This window comes from Leadbetterella byssophila DSM 17132 (assembly GCF_000166395.1).
Lineage (GTDB): Bacteria > Bacteroidota > Bacteroidia > Cytophagales > Spirosomataceae > Leadbetterella > Leadbetterella byssophila.
Genome location: NC_014655.1, coordinates 3,280,295 through 3,303,392, shown reverse-complemented (window position 1 = coordinate 3,303,392; position 23,098 = coordinate 3,280,295). Strand labels below are relative to the sequence as shown.

Below are 23,098 nucleotides of genomic sequence, written 5' to 3'. Positions count from 1 at the left end.
AAATAAAACAATGCTGCGGCCTATTCCGTTCCTTCTCTATTGCCTCAGACGCCTAAAAAATGCCTTCAACAAAGCTCCGGCTTCGTTAGCCAAAACCCCTTTAATTACCTCTGTTTTGGGGTGCAGAACACTTGGCTCCCAAAGGCTGAAACCTCTCTTTTCATCCGATGCAGCAAATACAATTCTGCTCACCTGAGACCATGCCAATGCCCCTGCACACATCATACAAGGTTCTAATGTAACGTACAAAGTGCAATCTTTTAGATACTTTGCCCCTAAATATTGTGAAGCGGCACTCAGAGCAAGTATCTCTGCATGTGCCGTGACATCCGTTAATTTCTCCGTTTGATTATACCCTTTACCTATAATGGTCTTCCCATCTGCTACCACCAGAGCACCTACAGGAATTTCTCCCTGATCAAAAGCCTCTTCAGCTAAGGTCAAAGCTTTTTGCATGAAATACTCATGCGAAAACACCGGATAACTCTTTAGAAGCATAAGCTAGCCGCGCCTAAAAGTCCCGCGTCATTTGCTAATGTAGCTCTCCGAATATCTAAAGTTTTTACGTAATAAGGAGTTAACCAATACTTCAATTGACGCTGAATAGCGGGTAATATATAATCAAAGGAAGCTGACAAACCGCCTCCAATAAGTACCGTAGTAATATCTAATATACGTATCATGCTCACTAGACCATCACCAAGCAGACCACCTACCCGGTCAAAGATCTGTAAAGCAAGCTCGTCTCCTTCCGAAGCAGCTGCCACTAATCCCGTGGTAGAAATGGTACCGTCAGCAGGAAGTTTTGTTTCACCTTCAAATGCTGCACGCATCTCATTAGCCATATCTAAAAGCTCATTCTTGCCAATGATCCTTTCCAAAACTTTTCCGTTCTCAGAAGGCATATGACCCGGCTCCATAGCGTTTCCGCCACCTCCTTTGAATACTTGCTTATCAATAATGGCTGCACCGCCTACCCCTGTGCCTAAGGTCACAAAAATATAATCTTCCGGTAGTTTCTCTTCTCCAAAATAATATTCACCTAAAGCTGCAGCATTTGCATCATTTTCCAGGAAGAATTCATGATCTGGAAATCTCTCCTTTAAAACAGGAATAATATGAATACCATTGGTCTCAGGAATAGCGGTAATTTCAATCAAGGTATTTCGATCTCTTGAAATTAAACCAGGAACACCGATCCCCACTTTCTTAACATCAGGATTTTCCTTTAGCTGCAGAACTATAGCATCTCCTAATCGCTCTACAAAGTGCCCGGAAGCACGCCATGAACTGGTTTCGTGACTATAAAAATTCTTAATATTACCGTTGGTGGCGTCTACTATGCCCATTTTCACGTTTGTTCCGCCAATGTCTATCCCCAGGTATTCCGTTGCCATTCTTTAGTTATTACTGTAGATCACAAATATATATTAAAAAATTTTAAAAACTATTGAATACAATCTCTTCAATAAGTCCCAGCATCTCTACTTTTCCACTTCTCTTTTCAGAAGAAGTCACAAAATATTCAGGAAGAATATCCCAATCCTCTTTTAGAGCTTCCAGAAATGCCATTATGTTTCTCTGCCCTTCCATGGTCTTTACTTTATCTTCCTTCGTAAAAACTATCTTTATGGCAATACCATTTTCACCCAATTTCCGAATGAAATCTAAATCGCTTTTTTGCGGTTTTATCCGAATATCTACTAGTACAAAGACATATAATAAGGTCTTTCTATCCAACAAATAATCCCAAGTCATCTTCTCCCATTTCGCTTTCTCTGACATGGGTACTTTCGCATAACCATAACCGGGTAAGTCAACTAAATACCATGCATTATCAACCAAATAATGATTGATCAATTGAGTTTTTCCCGGAGTAGATGATGTCTTAGCCAGGTTCTTTACACCTGTCAACATATTAATAAGGGAAGATTTCCCCACATTGGACCTTCCAATGAACGCAATTTCCGGCAAATTATCCTGAGGACATTGGTCGATCTTAGCGGAACTTTTGCTGAAAACAGCACTTCTAATTTGATACATAATCTACTTACAATTAGGACAAATGCCCTGAACCAATATATTAACTTCTTCTTGCTGATACCCCTCCGGCAATTGCATCTTTGGTATCAAGTGTTTTTCTAAACAAGTAGTCTCCTGACATACGGAGCATTTGAAATGCAAATGATCATGGTGATGATCCCCGTGCGCACAAGACTCTTTACACATGGCATACTTCACTCCTCCTTTGTCATCCAGGATCTTATGAATAATCCCCCTTTCTACAAAAGTCTTCAAAGTTCTATAAACCGTCACTCTATCTATATCCGCTCCAAGATCCGCCTCTATATCGCTTTGGGATATAGCCGACTGACGCTCTTGAAACTTATCTAATATCACCTGACGAGTCTCTGTTACCCTCAGGCCATTATCTCTTAAAATATGTGAGTTAGAATTCATATCTCTTTCGCCGTGAGTGCGTTAAACTGCAATTTAACCAAGTTCGCATAGATTCCCTCAGGATAAGACAACAATTCATCATGAGTTCCGGATTCCACTACCTCTCCATGATTCAGTACATAAATCTTATCCACGTGCTGGATCGTAGCTAACCTATGAGCAATAACGATGGAAGTCCTGTCCTTCATTAACTCTAGCATGGCCTCTTGGATCAGCACTTCCGACTGGGAATCCAAAGCACTAGTAGCTTCATCTAAAACCAGGATGGCAGGATCTTTTAAAATGGCTCTCGCTATAGCTATCCTCTGTTTTTGACCTCCTGAAAGCTTCACTCCCCTCTCTCCTACTAAAGTATCCATACCTTCAGGGAATCGATCAATAAATTCCAGGGCATTGGCTCTCCTCGCAGCATCAATTACCTCATCATAAGTAGCCCCAGGTTTACCATAAGCAATATTCTCCCTTATAGATCCCCCGAAAAGCAAAACCTCCTGTGGCACTATGGCTATATTACTTCTCAACTGACGAATATCCATCTGAGCACCATCTTCCCCATCCATCAAAATCTGACCGTGCTGTAGGTCGTAAAAGCGCATGAGCAACTGCACCAATGTAGATTTCCCTGCCCCGGAATGACCCACTAATGCTATCTTTTGACCTTTAGGAATATGTATATCTATGTTCTTTAATACCGTCACATCCGGTCGGCTGGGATAAGCAAATTCAATATCCTTGAAATGTACTTCACCTTCTAATTTTTTACCGTTCTTTGAATTAGTCCATTGGATCTCATCCTGATCTTCCAAAATCTCAAATATTCTTTCTGAAGCTCCAATAGATCTTTGGATACTAGCATAGATCTCCCCTAATCCGGCTAATGAGCCCGCAATGAATAAGGACTGCAAAAGGAATGAAACCAGATTAGACAGTATGAGATGTCCTTCCAAAACCAGATTTCCACCATACCAAATCACCAAACATATCCCTCCAAATAAACCTACTACAAAGAAAGAAATAAATACCCCTCTGTATTTAGCCAACTTGATAGAGAGCTGAACCACTTGCCCTATTTTTCCGGAATACCTGCTATACTCTAGGTCTTCATTGGTATAGGCCTTTACAGCGGCTATGGATTGAAAACTCTCATCCACAATAATATTCGCTTCCGCTAATACGGCCTGCACTTTTCTAGCCATCCTTCGCACAAACCTTCCAAAAACCATAGCTGCTAGGATGGTAATAGGGAAAGTAGCCAGCATAAAAACCGTCAGCTTCCAAGACACAAAAAAGAGATAGGTTAAGCCCAAAACCAAGGTTGCTACTTGTCGGAACAACTCCGCCACGGTAGTAGTTAACACGTTTTGAATCACAGATACATCTGATGCTAACCTACTGATCAAATCTCCCACTCTATTACTTTCAAAAAAAGAAAGGGGGGATGAAATCATCTTTTTATAGAGCAAGGTCCTAATATCTGCTGTAGCCTTTTCACTCACTCTGGAAAAATAAAGTACCCTGAAGTATGAAAATATACCCTGAGCAAGTAGTATACAAGCAAAAATCAAGGCAACTTCATTCAGGGAAAATTCAGATTTTCGTTCGAGCACCTTCGTCATTTCCCCTACTAAAACAGGAAAAGTCAAGGTGGTCAGGGTAGACAGAATAAGCATCACAATCCCTACAGCATATTGTGCTTTATAGGGAACCAGAAACTTAAAAAGCTTTAATGTTTCTTTGAAGCCGGAAAAATTAAACTTCATTTATTAGTCTTTTTGCCCTCTGTATTTCGAACCTCTCAAAATGGCTTCCGCATCAGCATTAGCCATTAATTCCTGCAAGGTCACTTTGGGATTTTCTTTTCTATATAATTCAACTACTCTTAAGCCAAGCCATTGGCCTACTCTTCCCGGACAATCCGGCCCAATTTCACCTACATAAGGCCTTTCTCCAAAGTATTTAGCTCGAATAGCAGGATTTTCCTGATTTAACAATTCCCGGTCAAGTACGTGAGCCCAAATAACCTCCTGGTTTTCATAGGCCATCTGCATTTCTCTATTGGTATAACCTATAATCAAAGAATCTTCCACATGAGGTAATACGGCTCTACTGAACTCCAGAGATTTACCAAAGAAGATCATGTCTGTAGTAAATGTCTCCCTAGAGAAGTCTATGGTATTGAATTGATTGGAAAGCATACGAACTACCGTAGGAACAATATACTCCGGAGCGTATCTCCTCAAAATATATTGAGGCTCATCTAATTTGTAAGATGCTTTAGGACCAATAAACGCCTCCAATGAAATCACTACCAGAGAATCCGTCACCACTAAATCATTTTGCAGACCCGTGAATGCCGCTACTACCCTAGGAGATTTAAATTCCGGATAAAGTTTTTTGATTTCTGAAAATGCTATCCCAAAACTTTCTTCCAAGGCGGATAAGTCTCCAAATGTCTTTAAAGTTTCTTCATAAAACTTACGGGCATCTGCGTGTTGAACCATATGAAATAGTCCATTTACCAATGCCGTATCTTCAGAAGTGGAGCCTAATAACACTTCCGTAATGTCTTCATTTTGGCTTAATAGCTTTTGCAATTCGGATTCAGATTTAACCCCCATCAATTGTTGGTCAAAACGCTCAATAGTGTAAGGAGCTACCTTTTCTTTACACCCTACTATGACAAAAAAACATAGACAGATAATCAAATATCTCATTCTTTCTGATACTTCGTGCTACAAATTTAGACATTAAAACTACCCTTTCTACCATAGTCCCCTTAAATCCTTATAATGTAAGTACAGAAATTCCTGCCCAATCTTGCCATTTTTTTCAGTATTTTTGTAGATTAGAATCCAATATAAGGTGAGGATATGAGTGCAGAAACTGTAACTACGGAATACTACTCTGAACAGGAGAAAAAAGAAATCGCCAAACGTTATCGTAAGATACTCCGCGCAGCAAAAGAACTGATCAAAGAAGGAGATGCCAAAATGATCAGAAAGGCATTATCTGTCAGTATGGAAGCTCACAAAGAGATGAGAAGAAAATCAGGAGAACCTTACATCTATCATCCTTTAGAAGTAGCTTTAATATGCGTGGAAGAAATAGGCTTAGGTCCTACCTCTATAGTCTGCGCTTTACTCCATGACGTAGTAGAAGACACCTCCATCACCTTAAAAGAAATTGAGAAAGATTTTAGTCCGAAGGTGGCTCAAATCATCGATGGTTTAACGAAAATAGGTGGAAGTTTTGAGCAAACCCAAAGTGCCCAGGCTGAGAATTTTCGTAAGATGTTACTTACCCTTTCTACAGACGTAAGGGTAATCCTGATTAAGTTAGCTGACCGACTCCATAATATGAGAACCTTAGACTCTATGGCTAAGAACTCTCAGTTGAAGATATCTAACGAAACCATCTACATCTACGCCCCTTTAGCTCATAGATTAGGTTTGTATCAAATCAAATCAGAACTGGAAGACCTCTACCTGAAATATACCCATCCCGAAGATTTTCAGGACATCCAAAATAAACTAAGTTCCAGTAAGACTTCCAGGAAGCGACTGATTGATAACTTCATGAAGCCTATCAAAAAGCGACTGGAAGAAGCAGGTCTAGATTTTTATATCAAGGGTAGACCAAAACACATCTACTCCATCTGGAAGAAACTCCAAAAGAGTAACGTACCTTTTGAAGGCATTTATGACCTCTTTGCTATCCGGATTATCCTTAAAGGAATTCCTGCAGACGAGAAGGAGAAGGAAAAAGCGGCGTGTTGGCAAGCTTACTCCATTGTCACTGATGAATACCGCCCTAACCCTGACCGTCTGAAAGACTGGATATCCACTCCTAGAGCTAACGGCTACGAATCTCTTCATACTACGGTAATGAGTAATGCTGGGGTATGGGTTGAAGTCCAAATCCGTACGGAAAGAATGGATGAGATTGCAGAAAAAGGTTACGCAGCTCACTGGAAATACAAAGGCAATAGCACTTCTTTAGACAAACCTCTAGATCAATGGATCAACCAAGTTAGAGATACCTTAGAGAGTGGAGATTCTTCTGCCATAGAGTTCATCGAAGACTTCCAAAGTAACCTATACACGGAGGAGATCTTTATTTTCACTCCAAAAGGAGACCTAAAAGTTTTGAGAAAAGGGGCTACTGTCCTGGATTTTGCTTTTGATATCCACACAGAAATAGGAAAGAAATGTACAGCCGGTAAAGTTAACGGCACCCTGATGCCAATAAGCCATGTACTACAAAGTGGAGACCAAGTTGAGATCCTAACTACCAAAAATCAAAAACCTTCGGAAGATTGGTTGAGATTTGTAGTTACCTCAAAAGCGAAAGCCAGAATTAAGGACCTTTTAAAAGAGTCAAATAAAGGATACATCACAGAAGGGAAAGACATCATAGCTAAGAAGTTGAAAAATCTAGGCCTGGAAAATAACCTGGAAACCATCAATCAACTTCGGGCATACTTCAACAAGAAAGATTACAATGACCTTTTCTATGCATTTGGTAAAGGACATAACCTTCCAGATGAAATCTCCAGATTCAAGAAGGACAAAGAAATCCTTGCTAACAAACAGAAAAAGATTGAGCTGGATGAAAAAGCATTCAAGGATGCCAAAAGTTTTGAAAGAGAATACAAAAAAGTTCAGGGCAATGACACCTTGCTGATCGGTGATGATATGCAGCAAATTGACTATACTCTAGCACGCTGCTGTAGTCCTATACCTGGCGATGAAGTGTTCGGGTTCTTAACCATAAACGAAGGGATCAAGATCCATAGAAACTCTTGTCCGAACGCTAACCAGTTGCTTTCTAATTATGGGAACCGTGTAATCAAGGCGCGTTGGGCAAGTCAGATTGAGAAATCTTATCTGGTAACCATCAAATTAAATGGTATAGACCGGGTAGGTTTAATTCAGGATATCTCTAAAGTGATCTCAAATGAGCTACACATCAACATGAGAGGTATCTCTGTAGAAACTTTTGATGGTATATTTGAAGGAAAAATTAAAGTTTACGTATTTGACACTAAACACCTGGATGAATTGCTGCATCGCCTAGAAGGCATCGAAGGAGTAAGCAATGTTTCAAGGGACGAAGCGATATAAAATGAAGAATCTGCTCTTAATCTTAGTTTTTGCCCTAGCAAAGACTGCCTCAGCTCAGGATACTTTGCAAGTTGAACGCAAGATATTTACCTCAAAGATCACCCAAAACGGCAAAGTGATGAACAGCTTCGGGCTGCTGAATCTTTTTGCAAAGAACAAGGCTTATGACGGGGAGAAACAATTCAAAGAGAGCAGAATCATGACTCCGGTGGGAGCAGGTATCACAGTGGTAGGTTTAGCCGCCACGGCCCATGCCTTGATTGGCACAAAACAAACCACCATTATTGATCAGGTTCAATACACTTATTATAAAAGGCCGGTTGCAGAATTGATTGGAGGCGTAGGTCTTGTGGCGGCAGGAATTTGTCTGATGGAATGGGGAAATGACAAGCGTGTAAAATCTGTTCACCTGTTTAATTTAAAGAAAAAACACGATGCCGCTCAGGCAGAATTAGGCTTACAAGCGAGCGGTCAAATGGGAATAAAGCTCAAATTTTAAAACCTTCATTGTAAGACTGAAAATCAATAGAATTGAATATTTAGATCAATTCTAAGTACTTAATTATTACCTTTGTAAGATCATTTTATTTGAACACATGATCGCTGAAAAAAGTAATATTCAAGCGGTAAAGCAGATTTTTACGGCATACCTGGAAAGTAAACAACTAAGAAAGACTCCTGAGCGTTACGCCATCTTAGAGGAGATTTATAGTCGTGACGATCATTTCGACGTGGAAGATCTATATATTTCTATGAAAAACAAGAAATATCAGGTCAGTAGAGCCACGGTTTATAATACCCTAGACCTATTAGTAGAATGTGACCTTGTTGCAAAACATCAATTCGGCAGAAACTTGGCTCAGTATGAAAAATCCTATGGTTTTAAGCAACATGACCATTTAATTTGCCTAGATTGCAACAAAGTTTTGGAATTTTGTGACCCAAGGGTTCAATCCATTCAAAACATGGTGGGTGACCACCTGAATTTCAACGTCTTACATCACTCTTTGATTTTTTACGGCTCTTGCCGAAATACGGAGTGTGAAAACAAAATTGGCAAATAATCAAAATAACTAGTTTAAAAAATGGTTGATATTCTACTAGGCCTTCAATGGGGAGATGAAGGTAAAGGGAAGATTGTGGATGTATTGGCACCCCAATACAAAGTTGTAGCCCGTTTTCAAGGTGGACCAAATGCAGGTCATACCCTTGAATTTGAAGGAAAAAAGCATGTTTTGCATCAGATTCCCTCTGGAATATTTCGTCCTGAAAGCATCAATATTATCGGTAATGGAGTTGTTTTAGATCCAATCATCTTCAAAAAAGAGATTGAAGCTTTAGCGCCGTACCAAATTGATTTCAGCAAGACTTTATATATCTCTAAGAAAACAGCGATCATCATACCTACTCACCGACTGCTAGATGCAGCCTCTGAGAAGGCTAAAGCTGAGGCTAAAATCGGTTCGACTCTGAAAGGTATTGGACCTACTTATGCTGATAAGATCTCAAGACAGGGATTGCGCTTGGGAGATGCACTGTCAGAAGGATTTCAAGCGAAATACAACAAGCTTGTAGAAACGCATAAAAGAATGCTAGATTTCTATCAGTTTGAATATGATCTAGAAGCAGCAGAAAAAGAATTCTTCGAAGCACTTGAATTCATCAAGAAATTCAATTTGGTAGAAAGTGAATATCTGATCAACAAGAAGCTTGCTGAAGAAGGTACCAGAGTATTAGCAGAAGGAGCTCAAGGGTCTCTTTTGGATATAGACTTCGGTTCTTATCCATTTGTAACCAGCTCAAACACAACTGCTTCAGGGGTTTGCTCCGGTCTTGGGGTATCTCCTTCAAAAATTGCAGAAGTCTACGGTATATTTAAAGCATACTGTACTCGTGTGGGTTCTGGTCCTTTCCCTACGGAATTACTAGACGAAACGGGAGAACGCATGCGTCAGGAAGGTAGAGAATTCGGAAGTACCACAGGACGTCCTAGAAGGTGCGGATGGATTGACCTACCTACTTTAAAGTATTCTATCATGTTAAATGGGGTAACCCAATTAGTCATGATGAAGGTGGATGTACTGAACATCTTTGACGAAATCAAGGTATGTACGCATTACGAACTTCCTGATGGCACCATCACAGATGAACTTCCGTATGATATGACAGATATCACATTGAAGCCAGTATACAAAACTTTACCAGGATGGAAGCAATCCTTAGAAGGTATCCAGGATTTTGAGCAAATGCCTCAAGCCCTGAAGGATTACACTGCCTTCCTTGAAAAAGAGTTAAATACAGCAATTACATACGTTTCAACTGGTCCTGACAGAAGTGCTACTTTAAGCAGAAAGTCATTACTATGAATAAACAATTAGCTTCCTACCTCTTTAGTAACGAAACTCTTTTTCTCCTGAAAGAGCAAGGGGAATCTTTACCTAAGACGGAAGCTCCTACTACAGTATCTCCTAAAATCGAAACTCCTACTGCACCTGTAGTCATGAGTAAACCGAAATCAGGAGATACTGTGGTAATTACTTCAGATTCACACCATAGAGATTTTCTGGAAAAAATCATGTCTGCCGTGGGCGTTAATATGAACGACCTACACCTCATGGTGGGACAGGAATGGAAAAATTTCGACCTTAAAGCTGCACAGCGACTCATATCCTTTGGCGTACCCATCCCAAAACTTGATTCTTCAAATAAATATCAAGTTTTCGTGGTCTCTGGGAAAAAGATCTTAATTGGAGATAGCTTGGCCCAAATCCAAGCTAATCAAGCCAATGAGAAAAGGCTGCTATGGAACGCCTTAAAGCAGATGTTCGAATTGAGCTAAGGCACAATTTACTTTTTATTCCGAGCACATATTGCTAATTTTGCAAGTCCAGTTATAATGGAAGAATTATGATCAAGAATTTCGTATGGATATTGATCCTCTTCTTAGCTTCAGCATGTGCTAAGAAAACCGTTCCTACCGGAAACTCAAATTCATTAAGTGAGTATTCGGAGGACATCTCCTACCTTTTGCCTAAATATGAAGAAAAATCAAAGAAGGAAGAAAAGGTAGTGGAAACTAAGGTGGAGGAGATCGTTATAGTCGATGACAGCGAGAAAATTAAATCTGCACAAGCTAAGATTTTAGAATACAATAAGACCTTCAATAACGGACAGGGTTATCGTATTCAAATATTTTCAGGCAACTCAAAGACGGATTTTGAAAATGCCAAAGGGTATATGCTCAGAACCTATCCTAATTTGGAAATTTATGAGTCGTATAGCCAACCCACCTACCGCATCCGTGTAGGTGATTTTATACATTATCAAGACGCTGAAAAATACAATTCACTGTTAAAACAGCGTTTTGGCACCACCCGAATATTGAGTGAAAAAATAAACATAAAAAAGGCACTAAACACAAAGTGAAAAAAGCATTAATTACCGGTATCACGGGGCAGGACGGCGCATATCTCGCTGAATTTCTACTCCAAAAGGGATATGAAGTACACGGCATAAAAAGGAGAGCCTCTCTCTTTAATACGGACAGAATAGACCATCTATATAAAGATCAACATGAAAATAATGTAAACTTTGTCTTACATTATGGAGACCTAAGTGATTCCACTAACATCATCCGAATCATCCAAGAGGTGCAGCCGGATGAGATCTATAACTTAGGTGCTATGTCTCATGTTAAAGTAAGCTTTGACGAACCTGAATATACAGCTCAGGTGGACGGGATAGGTACTTTGAGGATTTTAGAAGCCGTTCGACTTCTAGGATTGACAGATAAAACCAGAATCTATCAGGCCTCTACCTCTGAGCTTTACGGCTTAGTACAAGAAGTACCTCAATCAGAAAATACACCGTTCTATCCTCGTTCCCCATATGCGGTAGCTAAATTATATGGCTACTGGATCACGGTGAACTATAGAGAAGCGTACAATATGTATGCCTGCAACGGTATTCTTTTTAACCACGAATCACCACTTAGAGGTGAGACCTTTGTTACCCGAAAAATCACAAGAGCTGTTGCTCAAATAGCCCTAGGACAAGAAGATTGTTTGTATTTGGGCAATCTGGATGCACAGCGCGACTGGGGTCATGCCAAAGACTACGTAGAAGCCATGTGGTTAATCTTACAACAAGAGAAAGCTGAAGATTTTGTAATCGCCACAGGTATTACTACTCCGGTTAGAGAATTCGTTAAAATGGCATTTGGTCAAGTAGGTATTTCCCTTGAATTCAAAGGAGAAGGGGCGAACGAAGAAGGTTTCGTAAAATCTTGTTCAAACCCTCAGTACCAATTGGAGATAGGCAAAAAGGTCTTAGCAGTGGATCCAGTTTATTATAGACCTACAGAAGTGGATTTGCTGATTGGAGACCCTACCAAAGCGAAAACCAAGTTGAACTGGACACCAAAATACAGCCTGCAAGCTTTGGTTGAAGAAATGGTGGAATCAGATGTAGAATATTTTAAGAATCGCTCTGTATTTAACAAGGCCGGTATTAAAATAGGAAAGTAATAGTTTTTCAAAATATGATATATCCCATTATTGGATACGGAGCTACAGTGCTTCGTAAAAAATGTCAGGACATAGTGAAGGGAGAGTTAGATGTAAAACAAATCTCTCAGAACATGTTTGAGACCATGTATGCGGCTTCCGGCATTGGATTAGCAGGACCGCAAGTGAATCTGCCCTATAGAATCTTCGTAGTAGACGGAGAAATCATCAACAATAGCGCAGAGACGGAAGAGGAGATTGACCCTGATTTAGTGGGATTCAAGAAAACGTTTATCAATGCACAAATCCTGGAAGAAACAGGAGAACCCTGGCCTTACGAAGAGGGTTGCCTAAGTATACCGGGTATCAGAGCTGATGTGTACAGAAAACCGGTGATCACTATCCGTTATTTTGATACCGACTGGGTAGAGCACACAGAATCCTTTAAAGGTATGGCTGCTCGAATTATCCAACACGAATATGATCATATTGAAGGGGTACTTTTCACGGATTATTTGGCACCATTGAAAAAACAGATGTTGAAGAAAAAATTGGGCCAGATCCAAAAGGGAATCGTAGATGTCGATTACAAAATGAAGTTCATCTGAAAAAGGACTTAAACATATCATTTGTTCAAGAAGATCTGATCTGGGAAGATCCAAAAGCAAATCAGGACTTATTTTCTGACTACCTTAAGGAAGCCAAATCAGATCTTTTTATCCTTCCGGAGATGTTCTCTACCGGATTCACCCGCGACTTTACAGAGACCGCACCTCACAGCTCTCTCCTATGGCTCAAAGAACAAGCCCTAGGGCATCAAACAGCACTTTATGGGAGTATTGCTTGGCAAGAAGATGATCGAGCCTACAATAGAGGAATTTGGATGAATCCTCAAGGGGATTATAAGGTATACGATAAAAAACATTTATTCTCTTACGGAAACGAGCAACTCACTTTTAGCGCCGGGACAAATATCCTTCAAACGGAGTATGTAGGTTGGAAATTCCGACCACTTATCTGCTACGACTTAAGATTTCCCGTATGGAGCAGGAATACGGCACCTTTCTATGATGTCTTGATTTATATAGCCTCCTGGCCTGAAGCTAGAAGAGATGCATGGAAGACTTTGCTTAAAGCCAGAGCCATAGAGAACCAAGCTTACGTTATTGGAGTCAATCGCATAGGTAAAGATGGATATAACCTATCTTACTCGGGAGATTCTTGCGTCATAGATTTTAAAGGCAATGTTCTTTTGGATGCTCAATCTGAAAAAGGCAGATTTAATACCTCCCTCTCTCATGAGGAACTACAAGCCTTTAGAAGCAAATACCCCTTTCTCCAAGACGGAGACAAATTCAAGCTATAATCCATTCCCTTTTCCTTCGTTATATCCTTACATTTAGAAGATATATGTATAAACTTACCTTATTATTCCTTCTCTTTACTTTTCTTTCATCCACCGCTCAGGAAATCATTCAAGCAGATCCTTTAATAAAAGAAGAGGGGGTTCGAAAAAAGATTCAATGGTCATGCAATGAAAAAGGGGAGGAATGCTGGCCACAAATCATTTATGAATACGACGAAAATGGCTGTTTAATCAAAAAGGAAACCTTTGATAAGGGGAACCTTGTGGAAGCAAATAGATACGAATACAATACCCATTTTTTTGCTAACAATGTTTATACGCAAGTAGGCAACGGGAAAGAATACCTTCAGGTAAAATATACGTATGACAGTAAGAATAGATTGGTTTTATTCCAGGCTTGCTATCCTAATGGCAACTGTGAACCCTTTGAAAAATACACTTACAGAGCGGATGGAAAACTACTTTCCAGGACCCGATATAAAGACGGCAAGTACTTTTACGAATACAAACACAAATACGATGCTCAGGGTCGAAATATTGAAATCTTGATCCTTTCTAAAGATTCTGATTCCGGAGAAAGAGAAGTCAAAAAATACGACGCTCAGGGAAGACATGTGCAGTCCAAATGGATCGATTACAGGGGAGAAGAAATCGACAATGCGGAATACACCTATGACGAGGCTGGAAGATTGCTCAAAAACCAATGGATAGGCGGTCTAAGCACCCAAAAACTCTATCAATATGATGAACTGGGGAATAATACGAAATATACCAGCATTGATTATAATGCACAAATAGATGATGAACGTACCATGACTTATCAGGGCAAGTTGATCCAATCGCGCGTACAAACAGATGGGAAGAAGATCATCAACTATTGGAAATTCACTTACGAATGAAGCTCGAACTCCTCACCATCCTTATCCAAGAAGTGATATTCCATTAATCCAAGGGTAGAATCCTTGATCAAATTAATCCATTTCTTGTATTTGAAGAACCATTTCATCTGTCTTGAGATGAATCCTTCTTTATAATAGGCATACACAAATGGATGAACCATTATACTCACCTTAGCTTCATTTTGCTTAAGCAGAAGATGTTCTAGGTGATTTTCAATTTGATCTGTGACAGATATGCTGGCTTGTATACTACCGGTACCCCCACATGTAGGGCAAGTTTCACGGGTATCCACACTTATTTCAGGTCTTACCCTTTGACGGGTAATCTGGGACAAGCCAAATTTCGAAATGGGAAGAATAGTGTATTTCGAACGATCTCCTTTCATTTCTTCCCGGAGAACATCGTGTACCTCTTTCTTGTTTTCAGCCTTCTTCATATCGATGAAATCTATCACTACGATTCCACCCATATCCCGAAGTCTTAATTGACGTGCAATCTCAATAGCAGCCTCTTTGTTCACATTTAAGGCCGTTGCTTCTTGATTAGGTTCTGAGCTAGCTTTATTTCCACTGTTCACGTCAATAACGTGCAAAGCTTCGGTATGCTCAATCACCAAATAACCTCCGCCTGGAAGGGTTACAGTCCTACCAAATAGAGATTTTAATTGCTTTTCAATACCGTAATGCTCAAAGATCTTGGCTTTTCCTTGATGTAATTTCAAGATCTTCTCTTTCTGTGGGGCTATAGCATGTAGAAGATTTTTGATTTTATCATAGGATTCTTTAGTATCCACTACAATAGAATCAAAATCATCATTTAGCATATCCCTGAGAATAGAGGCCGCTCTATCCATTTCGGAAATGACCCTATCCCTAGGCATAGCGGTACGTAAAGCCTTCACTCCTAACTCCCATTTCTCAAGACAATGCTCTAAATCTCTTTGAAGGTCTTCCACGTCCATATTCTCAGCTACGGTACGTACTATCACCCCAAAGTTTTCAGGCTTTACGGAAGACATCAACTTATGCAAGCGCTGACGCTCTTGCTTGCTGGTAATCTTCTTTGAAATGTTAATGGAATTACTGAAAGGAACCAAAACGATATATCTACCGGCAATAGAAATATCACAGGATAAACGAGGCCCTTTAGAGGAAATAGGCTCCTTAACTACTTGAGCCAAAATGGGCATATTCTTGCTCAAAACGTCACTAATCTTGCCCTGCTTTTCTATCTGAGCTTCAAGCTTGAACCCCTTCAGACGAGGACTAACCGGACGTTTGGCAATAATATCCTTCGTAAACTTGATAAGAGAAAGGATATTAGGACTCAGATCATGATAATGCAAGAAGGCATCTTTCTCATGACCTATATCGATAAATGCAGCATTGTTACCTGATACTACCTTCTTTACTGAACCAAAATAAATATCACCGACAGCAAAGTGGTGCTCTGTCTCGTCTACATGATATTCAATTAGCCGCTTATTACGGACTAAAGCTATTCTATCTCCTTTGGAGGTGGCGGATATGTATAACTCGTTACTCAAGTTCAAAGTAAGGGGTCGGGATCATTAATACTACTATCTTCACATAAAGATACTAGTACACAAATTTTTAACAAAAAAAGTAAGCAGTATTCCGCTGCTTACCTCCTACTGTTTATCGTAGTAATACCTAATTACTTCTTCTTATGACGGTTTTTTCTTAGACGCTTCTTTCTCTTATGAGTAGCCATCTTATGTCTTTTTCTTTTCTTTCCGCAAGGCATAACTGTATTATTTTAAAAGTCTCTAATCTTTTTTTTGGGACTGCAAAAGTAATAATTTATTTTAAATTATTCAAAGTTTTTCTTACTTCATCTTTCACAATCGGATCAATGTCAGCGTCCAATATCTCTTGAAGGAGTACCTTCGCATCATTTGTTTTACCCAGTTCTATGTAACTGTACGCCAAACCCATTTTCCCTTCTATATTATCCTTATCTATCTTCAGCACCTCTTTAAAGCGATCTACCGCCTTATCAAACTGACCGGACTGCATAGATAACTTTCCTAAAGCCAAAACCGCAGGAAGATAGTTAGGTTGCTGATCCAAAACCTCACGTAAGATGGAAATGGCTCGCATAGGAGTAGCGGAATTTACATACGTCAATGCTGAATTTGTCTTTGCATGTAAACTTGCAGGATCAAATTTCAAAGCTTGACTGTAAGCATCCCTTGTCTTAGCCGCCAAATCCTCAATCTTTGCAGGATTTAAAGCCAATGAATATGCCTGTAAATAAGCGTCTCCGGCTCTCAACCAATTAGACACCCCAGGATTAGCTATAGCTATCTGCTCAAAATAATACGCTGAACTATCAAAAACAGATTCCTGGAAAAACATTTCAGCTAATGCCCGATATGCATTTAAAGGATTAGCATCAGTGGCATGCCTATCACGAATCTCTTTCGCCAGACGATCTGCGGCAGGATTCGACATATGTACAGGCGCCTCTTCAGCTGTAGAAGTAACGGCCTTAGCCTCCTCGTCCTTTACTACGGTTTTAGGTCTGCTAACTAAGAAAACAAATCCTAAAACAGCAATACCGGTAACAATAAGAAAATGGGTTTTTGGACTAAGGCCGCTATTCATCATTGAATGGTTACGTTCTTTTTAACTTCTTCTACGAATTCCTTAGAAGGTTTAAAACTTGGAATATAATGAGCTGGTACAGTAACTGTAGTTTTTTTAGATATGTTTCGTGCTTTTTTCTCTGCTCTCTTCTTGTTTACGAAACTACCAAATCCTCTTACATAAATTGCCTCACCACCTGATAATTGTTCTTTTACTGTTTCGAAAAACGCCTCAATAGTAGCTGAAGTGGCAGCTTTGTCAACTCCCGTCTTTTCCGAAATAATTGAAATTACCTCTGCTTTCGTCACGATCTAAAATAATTTAAAAGTTAAAAAATTACGATTACTTTTACCGTCTGATAATAATAGGGTGCAAAGATAATTTATTGGCCCCAATAAGCACAATAAATATCCGCTTTTTTAAAATAATTCTTTAATTATAAAGCAGTTAAGAAGGCCCATTTTAGCCCTATTTCAAGCACTTCCAAATGGTTCAAAATAGAATAATATCATGGTATCTTCAAAACAAGCGAAGTTTACCATGGCGAAACACGGAAAATCCATATTTTATTTGGATTTCAGAGATTATCCTTCAGCAGACAAGAGTAGCTCAAGGCCTACCCTATTTTGAAAGATTTGTGGCTCAATACCCTACCATTTTCGACCTTGCTGCAGCCCCTGAGGATGAAGTTCTCCGGCTCTGGCAAGGGCTAGGCTATTATTCCAGAGGAAGAAACCTTCATCAAACCGCCAAATACATTGTCGAGCACCATAAAGGTGTTTTCCCAAATTCCTACCAGGAAATCATCAGTCTGAAAGGCGTAGGTCCGTACACCGCGGCAGCCATTGCCTCTTTTGCATTCAAAGAAAGGATACCCGCCATTGATGGGAATGTACTTAGAGTGATTAGTCGGATACTGAGAATAGAAAGCCCTATTGACTCCCCAGTTACACAGAAGGAGATCAGAAACATAGCAGAAGAATGGATCTCCACCGTAGAACCGGATACTTTCAACCAGGCCATGATGGAGTTTGGCGCCATACAATGTACCCCCAAAGCGCCACTATGCGAAACTTGCCCTGTTCAAGTGTATTGCCTTTCTTACCCTGACAAAGCCTATCTCAATCTTCCTTTCAAAGCCAAAAAGACGAAGATCCAAGAAAGAGAGTTGTATTATAAAATATACCGAAAGGGGAACCAGTATCTACTGAAACAAAGGAAAAACTCTGACATCTGGAAAAGCCTCTACGATTTCCCGGAGGGGAAGCCGGAAACTTATCTTAAGGAATATCCCACCGCAACCCATCTATTATCTCACAGAAAACTTCAAATCCATTTCTATGCCTGCGAACCTTCCGAGCAGGCAGATGAAGGAACATGGTTCACATTAGATGAAATAGAAGAACTGCCCAAACCTAAGGTTATTGATGATTTCATTCGGAAGAAACTAATTTGAGTATCCTAATTTCTGTCCGCCTATTGCGAGCATGTTCCGCATCCGTACACTGTACACCATCCCCACATGCATTGACGGGTTGACTTTCACCTTTTCCCACTGCAGAGATTCTATGTCCACTGATATACTGTACCAAAAACTTTTTTACCTCTTCCGCCCTCCTTTCTGAAAGAATCATGTTTGCCTGCGCACTACCTCGGGTGTCCGTATGTGAGCTCACTTCTATCGCTAATTCGGGACTTTTCTGAAGTAGTTCACCTATTTTTCTTAATGACTGTTTTGCTTGGGCACCCAATTTATAGGATTCGTTATCGTAATAAATATTCTCTAAGCGTATAACATCTCCTATCTTATACATGGTACTTCTATGAATCTTCTGAGGAGTTTTTCTCTCCTTCCTTACTTCGCTTCTTATGTTCTCCACAATCTTTGAATAACCGGACTTTTCAGATTCCAATTCATAATTCCTTTCCGGATCTCTTTTGAAGATCACCTTACCGTCTTGGTCGGAAATTTGAATCTGAACTTCTGAACCGCTTCGCAAAATTACCTTGACATCAGACAAAGGCCTGTTTTGATCATCTGTAACCCAAACAGCAAAGTCTATAAATTTCCCTGCATCCCAATGCTGCGTAATTTTCCCCGGCAAGGGCACCTTATCCATTAGTATATGTAAGGTGTCTGGAATATACTCTGATTTACCTTTATTCGTGTAAGGAACTACTTTGGTCAGGTACCCTTCCTTTTTTATAGTAATGTCAAAATCACTATCCGCTTGAAGACATAAACTTACTTGTCCCTCCACTCCTGTGTTCTGCATATAATAACCACATTGGACCAAAACATCCTTCAACAAACCGCTCCTATCCTTTATTTGGACTACTAAATCCCTAAATCCGTAAACTTGACCCAGTCGCGCAAATCGATAGATATCATCATCATTCCCTCCGCGTTTCCTATTACTACTAAAATATCCTTCAGTCCTATCTCTATTGGCAATTATTCCAAAATCATCAAATGAAGAATTCAACGGAGCCCCCAAGTTCCTGACTAAGTCCCTGGCTTCCATTTTCTGAAAATCCCAATCCAGCACAAACAGATCCAAGCCCCCTAAGCCGGCATGCCCATTCGAAGAAAAATATAGATTCCCACCTTCATCCATAAAAGGAAATAACTCATCTCCCGATGTATTTACTTTACTCCCTGCATTTACGGGTCGGCTAAATTTGCCATTATTAATAACAGAATAATAGATATCTGTCCCCCCAAACCCTCCAGGCATATCAGAAATAAAGAACAGAACTTTTGCATCCTTACTGATAGCAGGGTGACCAAAAGAATACAGCTCAGATACAAATGACAATGCACCATGTACTTGCCAATCCTTGCCCTTCTTGCTAGCAGAATACAACTGAAGCTTTCCTGACTTTCCGGTACGGGTAAAAATCATTTTAGTATCATAAAAAATACTGGGACCTTCATGATATTTACTGTTCAATCTCTTTGAAAAAGGTGTAGATGGAATCGAAGAGAATTCTTTATATTCTTCTAATTCTCCAATTGCATGCCCAATAGTTGGTGTATCATTTGAGGTTTGAGGAGTATAATAATCTTTACCTAATGGGCGTGCACCCGCCTGCATCAAATTATCACCACCCGTACCTAGAACAGCCATATCTTTCTTCTTTAAGGCTCTTTCAGATACAAAAAAGAGATCCAGGAAGTCTGTCTTGTCCCAACTAAAAATCCGTTTCACCATCCGTGCCGACTTCCTAGCCGAAACAAAAACCAATCCGTCTTTATAGTAAGTAGGACTAAACTCTGGATTATTGGAATTGATACCTAAGTATTCTATTTGATAACTATCTGCGTTCCGGACTAATGGATCAGGATTTAAGAGGACCCTCTCTTGTAGTTGGCCTCCCTGTACTTTACCCCAAATTTTAGCTGCTTCCTCATATCTGCCCAATGCCGCCAGAACCTGAGCATATTTTTTGTGCAAGGAGACAGGAGCCTTCTCCTTCACTGGCTCCCAGGATTGAAATGCTAATTCATATCTTCGCAACTGATAATAGGCTTCTCCTAATCCTATCTTTAGCTGTACCTTTTCTCCTTCACTTAAAGACTGCTCTCTCTTTAATGCTTTCTGATAGGCATCCACAGCATCAGCAAAAGCCAACTTCTGCCGATACTCATCCCCCTTCTGAATCCATTTCTGAGCCGACTGCCCCCATACGTTAAAAGCGAGAAAAAGTAAGACCCAGCACAGTCTCATTCTTAAAGGATTAAATAAAAAGTTAACGCAAAAATCATGCCTAGGATTACAAAAAAGTTTGTCCTACCTTCCTATTATTTACCGATATTTGCAGAAAAAAAATAGAATTTGAAACTCTGGCAAAAAGACGGGGCTAAGCCCACTAACCAACTCATTGAGTCCTTTACCGTAGGCAGGGACAGAGAATTAGATGTATTATTAGCTCCATTTGATCTCTTAGGATCAATGGCGCATTCCATAATGCTTGAAAAGGTAGGCCTTCTTTCCTATGAAGAGCTTCAGAGCATATTAAATGAATGTAGAAAGATCTTTAAAGAAGAAATCACCACCGGTCAGTTTAGTATAGAAGATGGAATAGAAGATGTCCACTCCCAAATTGAATTCATGCTGACAGAAAGAATAGGTGACACCGGAAAGAAAATCCATAGTGGAAGATCTAGGAACGACCAGGTTCTTGTGGACTTGAAAATGTTCTTTAGAGACAAGGTAGAGCAGATCACCCAACAGGTCAACCAACTTTTCATCACCTTACAAGCCAGAAGTGAAGAACACAAGGAAGACCTCTTACCGGGATATACCCATTTGCAAATCGCCATGCCATCCTCTTTTGGACTTTGGTTTGGGGCATATGCCGAAAGCTTGGTAGATGACCTTACTGCTCTGCAAGGTGTGTATAAAATGATCAATAAGAACCCTCTGGGCTCAGGGGCTGGCTATGGTTCAAGCTTCCCTTTAGATAGAAAGTTAACTACGGAACTCCTGGGATTTGATGATCTAAACTATAATGTGGTTTACGCCCAAATGACCAGGGGAAAAATGGAGTTTGCCTTAGCACAAGCTATCTCATTATTTGCCGGAACTCTTTCCAGACTGGCTATGGACGTATGTCTGTATAACAGCCAAAACTTTGGCTTCCTGACTTTACCTCAAGAAATGACTACCGGTTCTAGTATCATGCCTCACAAAAAGAATCCTGATGTAGCTGAAATTTTAAGAGGAAAAACCAATAGACTTAAGGGACTAGCTACAGAGATCAATTTTGTACAATCTAATTTACCTAGTGGTTACCATAGAGAATTTCAGATCATCAAAGAGATTATCTTACCGGCCCTTGATGAGTTCTCAGAATGCCTTAAGGTAGCGGACTTTATGGTAAAGAACCTACAAGTTAAAAAGGACATATTACAAGACCCAAAATTTGATTTACTCTTCAGCGTGGAGAATGTAAATAAACTGGTAGTAGAGGGCACTCCATTCCGTGACGCTTATAGAAAGGTAGGTAATGAGATTGAAAGCGGCAACTTCACTCCGGAACGTGAATTGGCACATACTCTATTAGGATCTATAGGTCAGCCGGCTACAGAGGAAATAAAAAATGCTATGAAAAAAGTACTGGAAGGTTTTAAATTTGAAAGGACTCACCAAGCTTTTGAAAAGCTATTAGATGCTACTTCTTTCTCTCGATAGTAAACTGTACAAGGCCTTGCAATGAGGTCTTGTACGGACTTTCCGGAAAGTGTTTCATCAGCTCAAATGCTTCATCTACATACCCCTGCATCACTTTAGTAGCATACTCTAACCCCCCTGATTGCTTAACAAAGTCAATCACTTCATTCACTTTCTCTGGCTTAGAAGAATGATTTTTGATGAGATTGATGATATGTCTTTTCGTACCCCACGATGACTGATTTAAAGCATAGATCAAAGGCAAAGTCATCTTCTTCTCCTTTATGTCTATACCGGTAGGTTTGCCTATTTCGTCCGTCCCGAAATCAAAAAGATCATCTTTGATCTGAAAAGCCATACCTATCTTTTCCCCAAGTAATCTAGCTTTTTCTACCTCTTCAGGAGTTCTGTCAGCAGATGCCGCTCCCACTGCGCAACAAGCCGCTATTAAGGTGGCTGTCTTTTGACGTATAACCTCATAATAAACCTCTTCGGTGATGTCCAGCTTTCTAGCTTTCTCTATCTGAAGAAGCTCCCCCTCACTCATTTCTCTTACGGCCGTAGATACGATCTTGAGAAGATTAAAATCTTCATTTTCCACACTCAGCAGCAAACCCTTAGCCAGCAAATAATCCCCAACTAGGACGGCTATCTTGTTCTTCCACAAGGCATTGACAGAAAAGAACCCTCTCCTGTAATTCGCTTCGTCCACTACATCATCATGTACCAAGGTAGCGGTGTGCAATAATTCAATCAAAGCCGCACCCCTATACGTAGATTCTTTGATGCCACCTAAGGCACCCGCAGTAAGAAATACAAACATGGGACGGATTTGCTTGCCCTTCCTGTGGATGATATACTTCATGATTTGATCCAGAAGCATCACGTGAGTCTTCATAGACTTGCGAAACTTCTTCTCGAAACTCTTCATCTCCTCCACTATGGGAGCCTGGAT

At 40.1% G+C, this 23,098-nt stretch carries 23 protein-coding genes; 12 read left to right on the top strand and 11 right to left on the bottom strand.

Annotated elements, in window-relative coordinates:
• Positions 1-36: 36 nt before the first annotated feature.
• Genes LBYS_RS14685 through LBYS_RS14660 form a run of 6 tightly spaced genes read right to left on the bottom strand, consistent with a single transcriptional unit; the run spans position 37 to position 5,174 of the window.
• Positions 37-498 (bottom strand): nucleoside deaminase, encoded by a 462-nt coding sequence (locus LBYS_RS14685; RefSeq protein WP_013409633.1) that lies wholly within the window; start codon positions 496-498, stop codon positions 37-39.
• Complete coding sequence (locus LBYS_RS14680) at positions 489-1,397, bottom strand: ROK family protein (protein WP_013409632.1); 909 nt, start codon at positions 1,395-1,397, stop codon at positions 489-491. The genes LBYS_RS14685 and LBYS_RS14680 overlap by 10 nt, the downstream gene beginning before the upstream one ends.
• A 43-nt stretch (positions 1,398-1,440) precedes the next feature.
• On the bottom strand, positions 1,441-2,043 hold the full coding sequence (gene yihA, locus LBYS_RS14675; RefSeq protein WP_013409631.1) for a ribosome biogenesis GTP-binding protein YihA/YsxC: 603 nt from the start codon (positions 2,041-2,043) through the stop codon (positions 1,441-1,443).
• A gap of 3 nt (positions 2,044-2,046) precedes the next feature.
• Positions 2,047-2,460, bottom strand: coding sequence for a Fur family transcriptional regulator (locus LBYS_RS14670; protein WP_013409630.1), 414 nt, complete (start codon positions 2,458-2,460; stop codon positions 2,047-2,049).
• Positions 2,457-4,220: an ABC transporter ATP-binding protein gene (locus LBYS_RS14665; RefSeq protein ID WP_013409629.1), complete on the bottom strand. Its 1,764-nt coding sequence runs from the start codon at positions 4,218-4,220 to the stop codon at positions 2,457-2,459. Before LBYS_RS14665 ends, LBYS_RS14670 begins: the two co-directional genes overlap by 4 nt.
• 3 nt (positions 4,221-4,223) lie before the next feature.
• Positions 4,224-5,174, bottom strand: a complete 951-nt coding sequence (locus LBYS_RS14660) for a gliding motility protein GldB-related protein (protein ID WP_013409628.1) — start codon at positions 5,172-5,174, stop codon at positions 4,224-4,226.
• A gap of 156 nt (positions 5,175-5,330) precedes the next feature.
• On the opposite strand from LBYS_RS14660, the gene LBYS_RS14655 reads away from it, so the two are divergent.
• From LBYS_RS14655 to LBYS_RS14610, 10 genes are all read left to right on the top strand, one after another.
• Positions 5,331-7,583 (top strand): RelA/SpoT family protein, encoded by a 2,253-nt coding sequence (locus LBYS_RS14655; protein WP_013409627.1) that lies wholly within the window; start codon positions 5,331-5,333, stop codon positions 7,581-7,583.
• 1 nt (position 7,584) lies between these two features.
• Positions 7,585-8,082, top strand: a complete 498-nt coding sequence (locus LBYS_RS14650) for a hypothetical protein (RefSeq protein ID WP_041823759.1) — start codon at positions 7,585-7,587, stop codon at positions 8,080-8,082.
• 97 nt (positions 8,083-8,179) lie between these two features.
• Positions 8,180-8,647 (top strand): Fur family transcriptional regulator, encoded by a 468-nt coding sequence (locus LBYS_RS14645; protein ID WP_013409625.1) that lies wholly within the window; start codon positions 8,180-8,182, stop codon positions 8,645-8,647.
• Between the two features lie 21 nt (positions 8,648-8,668).
• The gene (locus LBYS_RS14640; protein ID WP_013409624.1) at positions 8,669-9,949 is read left to right on the top strand and encodes an adenylosuccinate synthase; all 1,281 of its coding nucleotides are present in this window, start codon (positions 8,669-8,671) and stop codon (positions 9,947-9,949) included.
• Entirely contained in the window at positions 9,946-10,422 is a 477-nt protein-coding gene (locus tag LBYS_RS14635; protein WP_013409623.1) for a hypothetical protein, read from the top strand. Before LBYS_RS14640 ends, LBYS_RS14635 begins: the two co-directional genes overlap by 4 nt.
• A gap of 68 nt (positions 10,423-10,490) precedes the next feature.
• Entirely contained in the window at positions 10,491-11,009 is a 519-nt protein-coding gene (locus LBYS_RS18430) for an SPOR domain-containing protein (RefSeq protein WP_013409622.1), read from the top strand.
• Complete coding sequence (gmd, locus tag LBYS_RS14625) at positions 11,006-12,109, top strand: GDP-mannose 4,6-dehydratase (RefSeq protein WP_013409621.1); 1,104 nt, start codon at positions 11,006-11,008, stop codon at positions 12,107-12,109. Before LBYS_RS18430 ends, gmd begins: the two co-directional genes overlap by 4 nt.
• Positions 12,110-12,123: 14 nt before the next feature.
• Entirely contained in the window at positions 12,124-12,696 is a 573-nt protein-coding gene (gene def, locus LBYS_RS14620; protein WP_013409620.1) for a peptide deformylase, read from the top strand.
• Positions 12,612-13,454, top strand: coding sequence for a nitrilase-related carbon-nitrogen hydrolase (locus LBYS_RS14615; protein WP_083794595.1), 843 nt, complete (start codon positions 12,612-12,614; stop codon positions 13,452-13,454). Before def ends, LBYS_RS14615 begins: the two co-directional genes overlap by 85 nt.
• Before the next feature lie 44 nt (positions 13,455-13,498).
• On the top strand, positions 13,499-14,353 hold the full coding sequence (locus LBYS_RS14610; RefSeq protein WP_013409618.1) for an RHS repeat domain-containing protein: 855 nt from the start codon (positions 13,499-13,501) through the stop codon (positions 14,351-14,353).
• Here the strand turns inward: LBYS_RS14610 and LBYS_RS14605 are convergent.
• From LBYS_RS14605 to LBYS_RS14595, 3 genes are all read right to left on the bottom strand, one after another.
• Positions 14,344-15,900, bottom strand: a complete 1,557-nt coding sequence (locus tag LBYS_RS14605) for an Rne/Rng family ribonuclease (RefSeq protein WP_041823756.1) — start codon at positions 15,898-15,900, stop codon at positions 14,344-14,346. The genes LBYS_RS14610 and LBYS_RS14605 overlap by 10 nt on opposite strands.
• Before the next feature lie 277 nt (positions 15,901-16,177).
• Positions 16,178-16,987 carry a tetratricopeptide repeat protein gene (locus LBYS_RS14600; protein WP_013409616.1) on the bottom strand — a complete coding sequence of 270 codons (810 nt, stop codon included), beginning with the start codon at positions 16,985-16,987 and terminating at the stop codon, positions 16,178-16,180.
• Complete coding sequence (locus LBYS_RS14595; RefSeq protein WP_013409615.1) at positions 16,984-17,274, bottom strand: HU family DNA-binding protein; 291 nt, start codon at positions 17,272-17,274, stop codon at positions 16,984-16,986. Before LBYS_RS14595 ends, LBYS_RS14600 begins: the two co-directional genes overlap by 4 nt.
• A gap of 179 nt (positions 17,275-17,453) precedes the next feature.
• Here LBYS_RS14595 and mutY point away from each other — a divergent pair, with 179 nt between their 5' ends.
• On the top strand, positions 17,454-18,422 hold the full coding sequence (gene mutY, locus LBYS_RS14590) for an A/G-specific adenine glycosylase (protein ID WP_013409614.1): 969 nt from the start codon (positions 17,454-17,456) through the stop codon (positions 18,420-18,422).
• Here the strand turns inward: mutY and LBYS_RS14585 are convergent.
• Positions 18,400-20,697 (bottom strand): OmpA family protein, encoded by a 2,298-nt coding sequence (locus tag LBYS_RS14585; protein WP_013409613.1) that lies wholly within the window; start codon positions 20,695-20,697, stop codon positions 18,400-18,402. The two genes, mutY and LBYS_RS14585, sit on opposite strands and share 23 nt — an antisense overlap.
• A gap of 108 nt (positions 20,698-20,805) precedes the next feature.
• Between LBYS_RS14585 and argH the strand changes: the two genes are divergently transcribed.
• Complete coding sequence (argH, locus tag LBYS_RS14580; protein ID WP_013409612.1) at positions 20,806-22,164, top strand: argininosuccinate lyase; 1,359 nt, start codon at positions 20,806-20,808, stop codon at positions 22,162-22,164.
• Here the strand turns inward: argH and LBYS_RS14575 are convergent.
• Entirely contained in the window at positions 22,145-23,074 is a 930-nt protein-coding gene (locus tag LBYS_RS14575) for a polyprenyl synthetase family protein (RefSeq protein ID WP_049781422.1), read from the bottom strand. The two genes, argH and LBYS_RS14575, sit on opposite strands and share 20 nt — an antisense overlap.
• Positions 23,075-23,098 lie beyond the last annotated feature (24 nt).

Coding starts and splice junctions, on each gene's coding strand:
- LBYS_RS18430 (WP_013409622.1), top strand. CDS start 10,491: ATGATCAAGAATTTCGTATGGATATTGATCCTCTTCTTAGCTTCAGCA.
- LBYS_RS14685 (WP_013409633.1), bottom strand. CDS start 498: ATGCTTCTAAAGAGTTATCCGGTGTTTTCGCATGAGTATTTCATGCAA.
- mutY (WP_013409614.1), top strand. CDS start 17,454: ATGGTTCAAAATAGAATAATATCATGGTATCTTCAAAACAAGCGAAGT.
- LBYS_RS14645 (WP_013409625.1), top strand. CDS start 8,180: ATGATCGCTGAAAAAAGTAATATTCAAGCGGTAAAGCAGATTTTTACG.
- LBYS_RS14640 (WP_013409624.1), top strand. CDS start 8,669: ATGGTTGATATTCTACTAGGCCTTCAATGGGGAGATGAAGGTAAAGGG.
- def (WP_013409620.1), top strand. CDS start 12,124: ATGATATATCCCATTATTGGATACGGAGCTACAGTGCTTCGTAAAAAA.
- LBYS_RS14670 (WP_013409630.1), bottom strand. CDS start 2,460: ATGAATTCTAACTCACATATTTTAAGAGATAATGGCCTGAGGGTAACA.
- yihA (WP_013409631.1), bottom strand. CDS start 2,043: ATGTATCAAATTAGAAGTGCTGTTTTCAGCAAAAGTTCCGCTAAGATC.
- LBYS_RS14665 (WP_013409629.1), bottom strand. CDS start 4,220: ATGAAGTTTAATTTTTCCGGCTTCAAAGAAACATTAAAGCTTTTTAAG.
- LBYS_RS14575 (WP_049781422.1), bottom strand. CDS start 23,074: ATGAAGAGTTTCGAGAAGAAGTTTCGCAAGTCTATGAAGACTCACGTG.
- LBYS_RS14660 (WP_013409628.1), bottom strand. CDS start 5,174: ATGAGATATTTGATTATCTGTCTATGTTTTTTTGTCATAGTAGGGTGT.
- LBYS_RS14635 (WP_013409623.1), top strand. CDS start 9,946: ATGAATAAACAATTAGCTTCCTACCTCTTTAGTAACGAAACTCTTTTT.
- LBYS_RS14680 (WP_013409632.1), bottom strand. CDS start 1,397: ATGGCAACGGAATACCTGGGGATAGACATTGGCGGAACAAACGTGAAA.
- LBYS_RS14650 (WP_041823759.1), top strand. CDS start 7,585: ATGAAGAATCTGCTCTTAATCTTAGTTTTTGCCCTAGCAAAGACTGCC.
- LBYS_RS14655 (WP_013409627.1), top strand. CDS start 5,331: ATGAGTGCAGAAACTGTAACTACGGAATACTACTCTGAACAGGAGAAA.
- LBYS_RS14610 (WP_013409618.1), top strand. CDS start 13,499: ATGTATAAACTTACCTTATTATTCCTTCTCTTTACTTTTCTTTCATCC.
- LBYS_RS14585 (WP_013409613.1), bottom strand. CDS start 20,697: ATGAGACTGTGCTGGGTCTTACTTTTTCTCGCTTTTAACGTATGGGGG.
- LBYS_RS14600 (WP_013409616.1), bottom strand. CDS start 16,987: ATGATGAATAGCGGCCTTAGTCCAAAAACCCATTTTCTTATTGTTACC.